This is a genomic window from Pseudoduganella rivuli, from assembly GCF_009674485.1.
Lineage (GTDB): Bacteria > Pseudomonadota > Gammaproteobacteria > Burkholderiales > Burkholderiaceae_D > Rugamonas > Rugamonas rivuli_B.
Genome location: NZ_WKJJ01000001.1, coordinates 372,405 through 384,854, shown reverse-complemented (window position 1 = coordinate 384,854; position 12,450 = coordinate 372,405). Strand labels below are relative to the sequence as shown.

Genomic DNA, 12,450 nt, shown 5'->3' with positions numbered 1-12,450 from the left:
CAGCCACAGGCAGGACACCTGCCTAGGCGCCGGCAAATGGCCTGCAATCGACCGGCACGTCAATCAGGAACGTGGTTCCCCGTTCGGCCGCACTGTCCACCGTCACGCTGCCGCCATGCCCTTCGGCGACGCCGCGCACGAAGGGCAGTCCGATGCCCCAGCCGGTGGCCGGCGACTTGTCTTCACGGTGCAGATATTCGAATATCCTGCCATGCAATTCCGGCGCGATCGGTTTGCCGGTGTTGCGCACGCTGAGCATCACACGGGCGCAGCTCTGGTCGACGTAAATGCGGATCAGCTTGCCGTCGCCGTATTTGACGGCGTTTACCACAAGATTCTCCAGGGCGCGGCGCATCGCGTTAAAGCACCAATGCCCGGTCACGGCCGTGCCCAGTACCTCGACCGTGCCGGGATTCATGCCGTCGAATTCCTGCCCCACTTCCTGCGCCAGCTTGAGCATGTCGAATTCCGACAGCGGCAGGGACAGCTTTTCACTCCGCTGGAAGGTCAATGCATCCAGCATTTCCTCCATCATCTGCTCGAGCCGCCTGACGTTGGCCTCGATTTTCAATGCGACCCGCCGGGCGGCGTCGATATCCGTCGAGATCCCGATCAATTGCGCGGCGCTGGCGATGAATGCCAACGGGGACCGCATGTCGTGCGACAGGCCGGCGGCCAGCCGCTCGCGCATGCCCAGGTGCATGGTGGTGAATTCCTTGATCGCTTCCCGGATGGCGTTGTCGATCGATTGTTCCACCGCCTGCCGTTCCGCAGCCGTCAGTTGCACGCCGTGCGCTGCCGACACGTGCAGCACGGCGGCTTTGAATAATTGGTATTCCTGGATCACCTGGTCAGGGCTGAACGACGTCATGCGGGCACGTTCGCTGCCGTGAGCCGTTGCCGCGTTGGTATGGCCGGTGGCGGTCTCGCGGGGATAGGAAGCCGTCACGGCTTCGGCCAGGTTGTCGTAAAAGGCCGGCAAGGTGTTGATCAGTACGGGATTGGTGACGTCGCGGGCGCCGGGGATTTGCGTCCGTACCATGCGTTGCCATTGGTTCAGTACTTCTTCGCGCAGGCGGAGCAGGGACCTCGATGTTTCCGACAGCCCCTGCTGGTCCAGCTTTTGGTCAGTTGCCAGCGTCATATCGCGCCCTTTTTTGTCAGGGATCAGCCAGCCGCAGCCAGGCAAAATGCCGCTGAGGGCCAGGGATGATTCAAATGGGCATGTTATCCGCCAGCTTGGGGAGCCGGCGCATGATTGACCGACTTGCGCCTGTCGGCGATCCCCTACACGCAGGTTGCGGGTTAACCCGAAGCGTTTTGTGTGGCAGGCCCGATACCGCGCGCGGGGCGTGCGGACGATACTGTACCTGGGCATCAAACGTAAATCAGGGAGGCGGCCATGGATACCTGGGGACGGCAACAGCGCAGGGCGGAAGGTGTGAACGCAACAGCTGCCGGCAATCCGGAATGGCAGGAGCGCGGTGGCCAATGCGGCCTGCCTGGCAGCATCGGCAGCGCATCCGCCGCGCCTGACAACGAGCGCATTCGCAAGATGCTAGGCTGGGGACTGATACCGGCCAACGGGCGGTATGACGACCGCGCGTAACCAGTCCTGCCGCATCTCGATCAGCATGTCGCGCCAGCCGGATCCGCATTCTTTCATCGCCCATCCTTTGCAGCGGATGGAGCTGATGCTGTGCATGCTGGCCTGTGCGTGCCTGTTTGCGGGCGGGCTGGCGCGCCTGCCGGCGGTCGGGCAGTTGCCATTGATGCCGCTGTGGATGCATACCCTGGGCGAGGTGTTTGCCGTCATCGTGGCGTTCCTGCTGTTCGGTATCGTCTGGAATGCCTACAGTTATGAACGTTCCGGCAACGTCGTGATTCTGGGCATTTCGGCCCTGGCGATTGGCTTGCTGGACCTGGGACACGCCCTGTCCTATCGCGGCATGCCGGAGTTCATTACGCCATCCAGCACTGAAAAATCCATCAACTTCTGGCTGTGCGCCCGCGCCCTGGAAGCGCTGGTGTTGCTGGTGACAGCGCTGCGCAAGCCGGCGCCGCTGGCGGGACGCTATATTCGCCACCTGCTACTGGCGGCCAACCTTGCCATCGTCGTGCTGGTCTATTGGCTGGCGCTGTTCCGTCCGCACTGGTGGCCACACACGTTTGTCGAAGGGACCGGTCTGACGCGGTTCAAGGTCTGGGCCGAATACGCCATCGTCGCCGTGCTGCTGGCGGGCGCCGTGTTGCTGTACCGGCGCAGCCGGCAGGCGCCGACACCGGAAAACGTCGACCTGTTCGGGTTTGCTGTGATCGGTATTTTCAGCGAGCTGGCATTCACAGCCTACACCACTGTGCATGATCTGTTCAGCTTGCTCGGCCATGCATTGAAGATCGCCGGGTTCCTGCTGCTCTACCGCGCCGCCTTTGTGGCCAGCGTACAGCAACCCTTTCAACGCCTGCGCGCCGAAGCGGCGACGCGCAGGCGCGCGGAAGGGGCGCTGCGCCAGTTGAACCTGACGCTCGAACAGCGGGTGGCGCGACGCACCATCGAACTGCAAAACGCCAACCGGGAGCTGGAAGCGTTCAGCTATTCCGTTTCCCACGACCTGCGGGCGCCGTTGCGCGCCATCCGGGGCTTCAGTGAACAATTGCAGCAGCGCTATAGCAATGTGCTGGACGAGCGCGGCCGCGAGCACCTGGGGCGCATCCACCGGGCCAGCGAACGCATGGGCGACCTGATCGATGATTTGCTGCACCTGGCCCAGATCGGCCGGCAACCGCTGGCGTACGAGCCCGTGGATTTGACGGAACTGGCGCGCGGCGTGGCCGCCGCGCTGCAGCAGGCCGATCCCGCGCGGGCCGATCCCTTCGTGATCGCGGCCGGGATGACGGTGCAGGCCGACCGCCAGTTGATCCGCATTGCGCTGGAAAACCTGATGGGCAACGCCTGGAAATTCAGCGCGCGCAATCCCGCCGCCCGCGTTGAGGTGGGCATGTACGAGACTGATGGCGAGCGCATCGTGTACGTGCGCGACAACGGGGCGGGTTTCAATATGGACTATGCCCATAAATTGTTTGCGCCGTTCCAGCGGTTGCACTCGGTCGCCGATTTCGAGGGCACCGGGATCGGCCTGGCGACAGTGCAGCGGGTGGTGCACCGCCACGGGGGACGCATCTGGGCGCAGGCGGAGGAGGGCAAGGGCGCCTGCTTCTCCTTCACCTGCGCGCCGCGCCAGGCGCCACCACCGCGGGAAGGCGCATCATGACGGGGGCGCTACGTGTGCTGCACGTGGAAGACGCCGCCGACGACGGCGAACTGGTCGTGCTCGAGCTCGAGGCGGCCGGTTACCAGGTCGATTACCTGCGCGTCGAAACGGCGGCGTCGATGGAAGCCGCGCTGGCGTCGCCCCGGGACGTGGTGGTGTCCGACTTCAACCTGCCGTCATTCGACGCCTATGGCGCGTTGCGGCTGTTGCAAGCCAGCGGCCAGGATATCCCGTTCATCGTGGTGTCCGGCGTGATCGGTGAGATGGTCGCCGTTTCACTGATGAAGTCTGGCGCGCATGACTATGTGATGAAGGGCCAGCTGGCGCGCCTGGCGCCGGCGATTGAACGTGAAATCCGGGATGCCGCGGTGCGCCGCCAGCAGCGCCAGGAGGCGTTGGCGCTGGCCGAGTCGCAGCGGCAATTGCAGGAATTGTCGGCCTTCCTGCAGCAGGCGCGCGAACAGGAGGGCACGCGTATCGCGCGGGAACTGCATGACGAACTGGGACAGGCGCTGACGGCGCTGCGCATCGATATCCAGTGGCTGGACCGCAAATTGCCCGGGCGCGACGAGCAGGTCGGGGCCAGGCTGGCCAATATGCTGCGCACGGTGGACCAGACGGTCGACACGGTGCGGCGGATTTCGGAAAACCTGCGGCCCGGCATGCTCGATGACCTGGGCCTGGCAGCCGCGGTCGAATCGCATGTCGCCAAATTCGGCAGGCAGAGCGGCATCGCCTGCGATCTCGCGATGAACCGCGACGACTTCGCGCTGGACGATGCCACGGCCACGGCGCTGTTCCGCGTGCTGCAGGAAGCGCTGACGAATGTGGCGCGCCACGCGCAGGCGCGCCACGTGGCGATCCGCCTGCAGGAGCAGCCGGGCCAGATCGTGCTGGCGGTGCAGGACGACGGCTGCGGGATGCCGCCGCCCGGCGTCCGGCCACGGCGCGGTTATGGACTGTTGGGCATGCAAGAACGGGTCAAATTGCTGGGAGGGCGGCTCGACATCTGCAGCGCGCCGGGCGCGGGAATGCGCGTCGAGGCCAGCCTGCCGCTGCCGGCGCTTGCCGAGGGAGCCGAACGATGATACGTGTCCTGATTGCGGACGACCACGCCATCCTGCGGGATGGCTTGAAATTGATCCTGTCCGAATGCGCCGACATGGTGGTGGCCGGCGAAGCGGAAGATGGCGACGCCGTGCTGGCCATGATCCGCGACAGGGATTGGGACGTGCTGGTGCTGGACATGGCGATGCCGGGCAAGAGCGGCATCGAATTGCTCAAGCGGGTCAAGAGCGAACGGCCGCGGATGCCGGTCCTGGTGCTGAGCATGCAGGACGACAGCCAATATGCGGTGCGCTCGCTGAAGGCGGGCGCGTCCGGCTATGTCTGCAAGGCCGGCGCCTCCGCCGAACTGGTCAAGGCGATCCGCAAGGTGGCGGCCGGCGGCATGTTCATCAGTCCATCCATCGCGGAAAACCTGGCGTTCGGCCTGTCCACCAACGTCGAGGCGCCGCGCCACAGCCTGCTGACGGCGCGCGAATATGAAGTGTTCATGCTGATCGCTTCCGGCCATGGCACCACGGCCATCGCCAACCGGCTGCACCTGAGCGTCAAAACCATCAGTACGCATAAGGCGCGCATCATGGAAAAGATGGAATTTGCCAGCACCGCCGACTTGATCAAATACGCGTTGAAGCACGGCTTGCTCGAAAACGAAGACGTCGTGCACAAATAGGCGCGCCAGAGGATAGGAATAATCCTACCCCTACTACCAATGATCCGACCCGGGTTTCAGTTGATTCCCCATACCCGAGTGCGCCGCCCGGCCGCAAGATGGCGTCATGCCGAATCACGCTGCTACAGGGGGAATGATGGAGATGCCAGGCGCACGATATGATCACGATGGACGCGACGTCAGCGCGGCGGCGCCGTTGCGGGTCTTGCTGATCGAGGATGACGAAGACGACGCGGCGCTGTTGCTGCTGGCGTTGGACAACGCATTCGGCTTGCTGGATTCGGCCTGCGTCGACAGCCTGGCCGGGCTGCGTGCAGCGTTGTCCCTGCCGGGCCGTTGGGACGTCGTGATTTGCGACCATACGCTGCCGGGATTCGACGCCCGGGCCGCGCTGGCCGCGGCGCAGGCATTTGGCAATACGGCCCCGTTCATCATCGTTTCCGGTTCGATGAGCGAATCGGACGCGGTGGCGGCCATCGAAGCCGGTGCGGCGGACATGATCAGCAAGGACCGCCTGCCCCGGTTGCTACCAGTGATCCGGCGTGAAATGCAAAAGTCCCGCGCCGCCAGCGATTTCCAGCTGGTCCAGGCCCAGTTGCGGCAATTGGCCTGTTATGACGAAGTGACCGGACTGCCCAAGCGGGATTTCCTGGCGGCGCAAATGGCGGCGCTGCCAGGCGCGCAAGTGGCCGTGGCGCTGATCTCCATCAGCCGGTTTTCCCACATTGGACGCTCGCTGGGCATGGCGGCCGCCGATGAAGTGCGGGCGCAGGTCGCGTCGCGGTTGCGAAAAAGCGTGGGCTCCGCCGGCGTGGTCGGGGCATTGGAGGCGGGCAGGTTTGCGTTGCTTCTGAGCGGTTCGGATCCGGCGCAACTGGCCGATGAAATGGCGCGCATCAGCAACGAGACGGGATGGCCGCTGCGGATCGGCGAACAGGAAGTGTTCGTGGGGTTGCGGATCGGCGTCAGCCTGTACCCGCGCGACAACAGCCAGTTCAACGCGTTGCTGGTGCAGGCTGCGCTGGCGATGAGCCAGGTCAAGGTGGGCTGCCGCCACAACATCGTGTTTTTCGACCCGGCGATGGAGATGCGCGGCAATGCGCGCTGGCAAATGGAGCAGGCTTTGCATCATGCGCTGCGTAACGATGAATTCGTCCTGCACTACCAGCCGCAAGTCGCGGCCGGCGACGGCGCTATTGTCGGGGTGGAAGCGCTGTTGCGCTGGCAGCAACCCGGGCACGGCCTGGTGGCCCCGTCCGCCTTCATCGACTTGCTGGAGGAGACCGGCCTGATCGTTGCTGCCGGTGAATGGGTGTTGCGCACGGCATGCCGTCAGTTCATGGCATGGAAAGGCGTCGGCGTGCGCTTGCAGCGCATGGCGGTCAACCTGTCGGCGCTCCAGTTCAGCGACAGCGACCTGGTGCCGATGGTGCGCCGGATCCTGGCCGAGACCGGCATGGACGCCCATTGCCTGGAGCTGGAAATCACGGAGGGGATCGCCATGGACAACGAGGACGCGGTGTTCGATAAGCTGCGTCAATTGCGCGCCATGGGCATCTGTCTGGCGATCGATGACTTCGGCACCGGCTACAGCAACCTGGGGTACTTGCACCGGTTGCCGGTCAACCGGATCAAGATTGACCAGTCATTCGTGCGCGCCATCGACGCGCGTACGCCCGATAGCCCGATCGTCAGGGCCATCGTCACCCTGGCCCGGTCGCTGGCGTTCGATGTCCTGGCAGAGGGCGTGGAAACCCCACTGCAGGCGCAATTTCTCGATGGCTGCGGTTGTGGCGAGCATCAGGGATACTTGTATGGCAAACCGTTGCCGGCTGCGGAAATGATGCCGCTGTTGTTGCAAGGCGCCTGCGGGATCGCGGGCGTTTATTCGCCGGACCAGCCCGTGTGCTGCCCTCCCGGCTAACGGGTGGCTTGCCCGCCGTATTGTCACGTGCGGGCATTCGCGAAATCTTTGATCTGAATCAATCAATTTTGGCATGCGTGTCAATACCATGGCCGATGAATAGTGCTTGCCGCACGTCCGCGCCGCAGCGCTGTTCAACCGCCGATAAGCTTATCCACCCGAATGGAGCATGCCATGAAACAACCTTTCCTTGTGCCGGCGTCAGTCGCGACCACACTGATCGCGATCCTTGCCATGACGCCGGCGTCCGCGGCGCAGCAGCAGGCGCAACACGATCACGAGCACGGCGCGGCATCAGCATCTGCGGCTGCGCCGGTAAAACCGGCCGTATCCGGAGCAGAAAAGTCCGCTTCCGCAGCGGAAGGCAAGATGGACATGAAGGCCATGTGCGACATGCACAAGGACATGATGTCGTCCAAATCCAAACGCGGGCACGAGGCGAAGCCGGACGACAAGACGAAGGGCATGTCGGCGGCGGAACGCGAGAAGCAAATGAAAATGATGGATGAGCATTGCAAGTAACGGGGCCGAAGGGGCGGGTTTCCTGTCCGAAAGAAGAGCCAATGAGCACATCCCCGGAAAACCAACCCGACGCCGGCCGCGGCACGTGGTACCTGGCGGCGGTGGCCGTCATGCTGCTGGCGATGGTGGCGGTGGCTTTCATGCCTTCCGGGGCGGCGCTGGAGTATGGCGAATTCAAACGGCTCCTGCATGCCGGAAAATTATCGCAGCTGGTCGTCTCCGAACAGGAAGTCAGCGGCATCCTGCAGGCCGACGATCTGGGCGCGCTGCTGCCGCCCGCGCGCGTGAAGGCGCTCGATTGCGCCGGACAAAAGCAATGCCCGTTTCACGTGGTGCGCCTGGACGAACCCTTCCTGGTGCCGCAACTGGAAATGGCCGGGGTGGAATTTGTCGGCCGCCGGAAAAATACCTTGCTGGGTGAACTGGCGTGGTGGATTTTGCCGGCCTTCATGCTGTTCATCCTGCCGCGCATGATGGCCAAGGGGGGCGGCATGGGAAGCGGCGGCCTGCTCGGCATTGGCCGAAGCCACGCGCGCGTTCATGCGGCGTCGACCTCCGGCGTCCGCTTTGCCGACGTGGCGGGCATTGACGAGGCCAAGGAAGAATTGATGGAGTTGGTGGAATTCCTGCGCAACCCGGAGCGCTACCGGCGCCTTGGCGGCCGGATTCCCAAGGGCGTCCTGATTGTCGGCGCGCCCGGCACCGGCAAGACCCTGCTGGCCAAGGCGGTGGCGGGGGAGGCGGATGTACCGTTCTTTTCCATCAGCGGTTCCGAATTCGTGGAAATGTTCGTCGGCGTGGGCGCGGCGCGCGTGCGCGACCTGTTTGCGCAGGCGGTCGCGAAGGCGCCGTGCATCATTTTCATTGACGAGTTGGACGCGCTTGGCCGTGCCCGCGGCCTGGGCGGACTGGAGGGCGGTTCCAGCGAACACGAGCATACGCTCAACCAGTTGCTGGTGGAAATGGATGGCTTCGACAGCAGTAGCGGCGTGATCATCCTGGCGGCGACCAACCGGCCCGAGATCCTCGACCCGGCGTTGCTGCGCCCGGGACGCTTCGACCGCCATATCGCGCTGGACCGCCCGGACCTGGCGGGCCGCCAGCAAATCCTTGCGGTGCACCTGCGCCGCATCAAGACCGGCGGCGGCGTCGACCTCGCGGAACTGGCCGCGCGCACGGCGGGGTTCGCCGGGGCGGACCTGGCCAACCTGGTCAACGAGGCGGCGTTGCTGGCCGGGCGCAACGGCAAGGACAGCGTTGGACCGGCCGACTTCGACGAAGCGCTGGAGCGCCTGGTGGCGGGGCTGGAAAAGAAAACCCGTGTGATGAACGCCACGGAAAAGCGCACCGTGGCTTACCACGAGGCGGGACATGCGCTGGTGGCCGAATCGCGCGCGCACGCCGATCCCGTCGCCCGGATCTCCATCATCCCGCGCGGCATCGCGGCGCTGGGTTATACACGGCAACTGCCCACCGAGGACCGCTACCTGCTGCGCAAGGCGGAATTGCTGGACCGGCTGGACGTGCTGCTGGGCGGGCGCGTGGCAGAGGAACTGGTGTTTGGCGATGCGTCCACCGGCGCGCAAAACGACCTGCAACAGGCCACGGACCTGGCGCGCCATATGGTGCTGCAATATGGCATGAGCGAACGTGTCGGGCTGTCTTCGTTCGAGCCGGCCAACGGGGCCGGCGGCTATATGCCCGGCCCGGGTTCGCGCCGGGGCTACAGCGAATACATGGCGCGGCTGGCCGATGCGGAAGTGGCCAGCCTGCTGGCGGCGGCGCGTGACCGGGTGCGCGCGACCCTGGCCAGGTCGCGCGCCACGCTCGATGCGCTGGCGCAAGCCCTGCTCGACAGGGAAACGCTGGATCGCCCGGCGATCGACGCCATCCTGCGCCCGCCGGCTCTGGCGGCGCCAGGCGCCGCACCCGCGGCCCCGGCGGCGGCCATGGTGGAGTGCGCGATGCCGGAGCAACTCATATCAAATGGAACAATGTGAGGCTGCCATGGATCATACGCTTCGAATTTCCAAGCGGACGTGCATCAACGCGCGCAGTGGCGCGGCGGCCGCCGTGTTCCGCGCCGGTTTGCTGGCGCCCTGCCTGATGCTGGCGGCTTGCGGTCCCTGGAACAGCCGCATGCAGGACGGCCCCCTGGTGCCGCCGGCGCAGCCGGTCAGCATCCCCGAACGCTGGTCGCGGGACGCGCCGCCGGCCAATGCCGCGGCACTGGCGGACTGGTGGGCGCAGTTTGGCGACCCCAGGCTGACCCTCCTGATTGCGCAGGCGCAGCGCAACAGCACGTCCGTGGCCATCGCCGAAGCCCGCCTCAAGCAGGCCCGCGCGCTGCGCGACCTGGCGGGGGCCGGACTGGCCACCTATGTCAGCGCCAGCGTATCGGCTGAACGGGTGCGCGAGCAGAACAGCGCGCCGCGCAGCAGCTACCATGCCGGCCTGGACGCCAGTTGGGAACCGGACTTGTACGGCTACCGGCGCCAGGGACTGTCCGCCAGCGAAGCCACCGTCCGCGCCGAAGCATTGACGTTGGAAGACGCCCGGGTCAGCCTGGCCGCCGAAGTGGCGTTGGCCTACATTGAATTACGGGGTGTGCAGCAGCGCCAGGCGCTGGCGCGCGCTTACCACGTCCGCCAGCAACTGTTGCTGGACATGGCGGGCCGGCGTACCGGTTCGGTCGGGGCGGAAATCGACCGCCAGCGGGCCCGCGCCGCGCTGGCGCTGGCCGCCGCGGCATTGCCGGGCCTTGACGCCAGCCGCGCCCAGCTTGAACACAGTCTGGCGCTGTTGTGCGGCGACGTGCCGGATGCGCTGACACTGGACCTGGCGCTGCCGTCGCCGTCGCGGATCCCGGAGGCGCCGGACGAACTGGCGCTGAGCCTGCCGGCCGACACGCTGCGCCAGCGGCCGGACGTGCGGGCGGCGGCGGCCCGTGTCAGCGCCGTCATTGCCCGGGTCGGCCAGGCCGATGCGGCGCGCAAGCCTGTGGTGCGGCTGGAGGGCACCATCGGCTTGCGCGGCCTTGGTATCGGCGGCGCCGGCAGCAGCGTGCTGCGCGGCCTGTTCGGCGCCATCAGCGGCACGGCGTTCGATGGCGGGAGTGGCCAGGCGCGGGTGGCGGCGGAGCAGGGCGCGCTATTGGAAAACTATGCGCTGCTGCGCGCGTCGGTACTGATGGCGCTGCGCGAGGTGGAGGATGCGCTGGCGGGGCTGGCGGCGGACCGGGCCCGCCGCCTGGCGTTGCAGGAAGCGGTGGCGGCTGCCGCGCAAGCCGCCACGCTGGCCATGCGCGCCTACCAGGACGATGCGCTGGAATTCCAGACTGTGCTCGATACGCAGCGCACGCTGCTGGCCAGCGAAGACGAATTGGTGCAGGCCACGGTGGCGCAGGGTACCAGCCACGTGCGGCTGTACAAGGCGCTGGGGGGCGGCTGGCAGGGTAGCGCGGCGCCGCTCCCTTGACGGGCCGTCAGGTTTCGGTCCGGGCGGCTTGCTGGTGTTCGCGGAAGGCGCGCAACAGGTAGCGGTCCATCGTGGAAATATGTATTGGGAACCAGTCGGTCAGGGCGGCCAGGGCGCGTCGGGCGGGTGTGCAATCGCCCTGCATCAGGGCCGCGGCCGCGTGGTGCATTCCGGCCAGCATGCGCGCGTGCTGCGCGCGATGCTGCGCCGCGCCCGGATAAGGGAACGATTCCATCAATTGTTCTTCGCGGCGGAAGTCGGTTTCCATGCCTTTGACCAGTTCGTCGTAGGCGGCGGGGAAGGTCTCGGGGGGTAATTCCCTCTTCCTGATCAGGGTGTCGAAAATCAGTCCATGCACGGCGTCGAGCGTGGAATCGCCGAGCGTGGCATCCGGTGGAAGGAACGGCGAATTCATCATCTCATACTCCTGCATGGTCGGCGGTAATCCGCTCAGTGCGTCATCAGCAGCGGTATCCGCGTACCTTCGATCAAGCCGCTGGTGGTGCTGCCCAGCACCCACTCATGCAGCCGGCTGTGGCCGAATGCCCCGGCCAGCATCAGGTCCGCGCCGATTTCACCGGCCAGGTCGGTCAGCTCCACGCCGGTGTCTTCGTTACCGTCGCGCAGGACCACTTCGACGTTGCCATGGTGGCGCGCCAGGTACGTGGCCAGGTCGGCTCCCGGTTCACCGCCCGCGTCGATGCGTTCCGATTCGGGATTGCAGACCGCCACCACGATCTTTGCCGCGCGGCTGATGAGCGGCATGGCGAAAGCGATCGTACGGCTGATGCCCGGGCTGCCATTCCAGGCAATCATGATCTTCCTGAAGGGCCCGGCCGGGGCCGAGGGCGGGACCAGCAGCACGGGACGGGCAGCCCGTGTCACCAGCGTCCCGGGCAATGGGGCTGGGATCAGCAGGCTGCCATCCGACACTTCTTCCTGTCCGGCCACCAGCAAGTCGCAATACCGGGATTGCAGCAGCAGGGCGTCGGCCGGGGACGTGTCGAACAGGCGCGTTTCAAAGGAAACAACCCCGTGTTCCCGGCAATGCTGCCGGAACGCCTGCAGCCGCAGTTCCGCGTCGCTGCGCAACTGGTCGATACCGGTAACCGGCATCATCGCCACCGGCGCGCCGGCCGCCAGCACGTAATTCAGTTCCGCCAGGCCGCTGGTCGTGGTGCCGATCAGGTGCGCGCCCATGCTGTTGGCAACGCTGGCGGCTGTGTTCAGCGCGGCGGAGATGGCAGATGAACTGCTGAGGTGAACGACGATGGTCTTGTACATGATTGTCTCCGGTTGTGTGCGCAAGCCTGATCCACAGTGTGCGGAGGCATTGGCATTACTTCCTTGATCCAGGTCAAATTTGCATGATTGGACGCTGTGGCAGTCTTGACTATCCAGCGAAACCGAGGTCGTGCAGCGACAATGCCGTTTCACTGCCGGGCGGGGAAAATGGCGCGCCTTGCCGGCATCGGGCCAACATTGGGTATGATGAGGGGCTCGACCCATAGACTACG

The 12,450-nt window shown here is 65.6% G+C and carries 11 protein-coding genes; 8 read left to right on the top strand and 3 right to left on the bottom strand.

What is annotated here, in order from left to right:
* Positions 1 to 22: 22 nt before the first annotated feature.
* Positions 23 to 1,144, bottom strand: a complete 1,122-nt coding sequence (locus GJ700_RS01480) for a sensor histidine kinase (protein WP_195763741.1) — start codon at positions 1,142 to 1,144, stop codon at positions 23 to 25.
* Positions 1,145 to 1,402: 258 nt separating this feature from the next.
* Between GJ700_RS01480 and GJ700_RS01475 the strand changes: the two genes are divergently transcribed.
* The 8 genes from GJ700_RS01475 (at position 1,403) to GJ700_RS01440 (ending at position 10,933) form a co-directional block, all read left to right on the top strand.
* Positions 1,403 to 1,609: a hypothetical protein gene (locus GJ700_RS01475; protein WP_154370871.1), complete on the top strand. Its 207-nt coding sequence runs from the start codon at positions 1,403 to 1,405 to the stop codon at positions 1,607 to 1,609.
* Positions 1,593 to 3,272: a sensor histidine kinase gene (locus GJ700_RS01470; RefSeq protein WP_154370870.1), complete on the top strand. Its 1,680-nt coding sequence runs from the start codon at positions 1,593 to 1,595 to the stop codon at positions 3,270 to 3,272. The genes GJ700_RS01475 and GJ700_RS01470 overlap by 17 nt, the downstream gene beginning before the upstream one ends.
* Positions 3,269 to 4,360 (top strand): hybrid sensor histidine kinase/response regulator, encoded by a 1,092-nt coding sequence (locus tag GJ700_RS01465; RefSeq protein WP_154370869.1) that lies wholly within the window; start codon positions 3,269 to 3,271, stop codon positions 4,358 to 4,360. Before GJ700_RS01470 ends, GJ700_RS01465 begins: the two co-directional genes overlap by 4 nt.
* Positions 4,357 to 5,010: a response regulator gene (locus tag GJ700_RS01460; protein ID WP_154370868.1), complete on the top strand. Its 654-nt coding sequence runs from the start codon at positions 4,357 to 4,359 to the stop codon at positions 5,008 to 5,010. The genes GJ700_RS01465 and GJ700_RS01460 overlap by 4 nt, the downstream gene beginning before the upstream one ends.
* Positions 5,011 to 5,152: 142 nt before the next feature.
* A complete protein-coding gene (locus GJ700_RS01455) occupies positions 5,153 to 6,934 on the top strand; it encodes a putative bifunctional diguanylate cyclase/phosphodiesterase (RefSeq protein WP_195763740.1) in 1,782 nt (593 codons plus the stop codon).
* A 174-nt stretch (positions 6,935 to 7,108) separates the two neighbouring features.
* A complete protein-coding gene (locus GJ700_RS01450) occupies positions 7,109 to 7,456 on the top strand; it encodes a hypothetical protein (protein WP_154370866.1) in 348 nt (115 codons plus the stop codon).
* Positions 7,457 to 7,497: 41 nt separating this feature from the next.
* On the top strand, positions 7,498 to 9,456 hold the full coding sequence (gene ftsH / locus GJ700_RS01445) for an ATP-dependent zinc metalloprotease FtsH (protein WP_154370865.1): 1,959 nt from the start codon (positions 7,498 to 7,500) through the stop codon (positions 9,454 to 9,456).
* A 7-nt stretch (positions 9,457 to 9,463) separates the two neighbouring features.
* Entirely contained in the window at positions 9,464 to 10,933 is a 1,470-nt protein-coding gene (locus tag GJ700_RS01440; RefSeq protein ID WP_195763739.1) for an efflux transporter outer membrane subunit, read from the top strand.
* 7 nt (positions 10,934 to 10,940) lie between these two features.
* Here GJ700_RS01440 and GJ700_RS01435 read toward each other — a convergent pair whose 3' ends face one another.
* Both GJ700_RS01435 and GJ700_RS01430 read right to left on the bottom strand, forming a co-directional pair.
* Positions 10,941 to 11,351, bottom strand: a complete 411-nt coding sequence (locus tag GJ700_RS01435) for a bacteriohemerythrin (protein WP_195763738.1) — start codon at positions 11,349 to 11,351, stop codon at positions 10,941 to 10,943.
* A 32-nt stretch (positions 11,352 to 11,383) separates the two neighbouring features.
* Positions 11,384 to 12,217, bottom strand: coding sequence for a universal stress protein (locus GJ700_RS01430; protein WP_195763737.1), 834 nt, complete (start codon positions 12,215 to 12,217; stop codon positions 11,384 to 11,386).
* Positions 12,218 to 12,450: the final 233 nt, after the last annotated feature.

Excerpts from the sequence above, each read along its gene's own strand:
- ftsH (WP_154370865.1), top strand. The coding sequence starts at position 7,498 with ATGAGCACATCCCCGGAAAACCAACCCGACGCCGGCCGCGGCACGTGG.
- GJ700_RS01470 (WP_154370870.1), top strand. The coding sequence starts at position 1,593 with ATGACGACCGCGCGTAACCAGTCCTGCCGCATCTCGATCAGCATGTCG.
- GJ700_RS01450 (WP_154370866.1), top strand. The coding sequence starts at position 7,109 with ATGAAACAACCTTTCCTTGTGCCGGCGTCAGTCGCGACCACACTGATC.
- GJ700_RS01480 (WP_195763741.1), bottom strand. The coding sequence starts at position 1,144 with ATGACGCTGGCAACTGACCAAAAGCTGGACCAGCAGGGGCTGTCGGAA.
- GJ700_RS01465 (WP_154370869.1), top strand. The coding sequence starts at position 3,269 with ATGACGGGGGCGCTACGTGTGCTGCACGTGGAAGACGCCGCCGACGAC.
- GJ700_RS01455 (WP_195763740.1), top strand. The coding sequence starts at position 5,153 with ATGCCAGGCGCACGATATGATCACGATGGACGCGACGTCAGCGCGGCG.
- GJ700_RS01460 (WP_154370868.1), top strand. The coding sequence starts at position 4,357 with ATGATACGTGTCCTGATTGCGGACGACCACGCCATCCTGCGGGATGGC.
- GJ700_RS01435 (WP_195763738.1), bottom strand. The coding sequence starts at position 11,351 with ATGATGAATTCGCCGTTCCTTCCACCGGATGCCACGCTCGGCGATTCC.
- GJ700_RS01440 (WP_195763739.1), top strand. The coding sequence starts at position 9,464 with ATGGATCATACGCTTCGAATTTCCAAGCGGACGTGCATCAACGCGCGC.
- GJ700_RS01430 (WP_195763737.1), bottom strand. The coding sequence starts at position 12,217 with ATGTACAAGACCATCGTCGTTCACCTCAGCAGTTCATCTGCCATCTCC.
- GJ700_RS01475 (WP_154370871.1), top strand. The coding sequence starts at position 1,403 with ATGGATACCTGGGGACGGCAACAGCGCAGGGCGGAAGGTGTGAACGCA.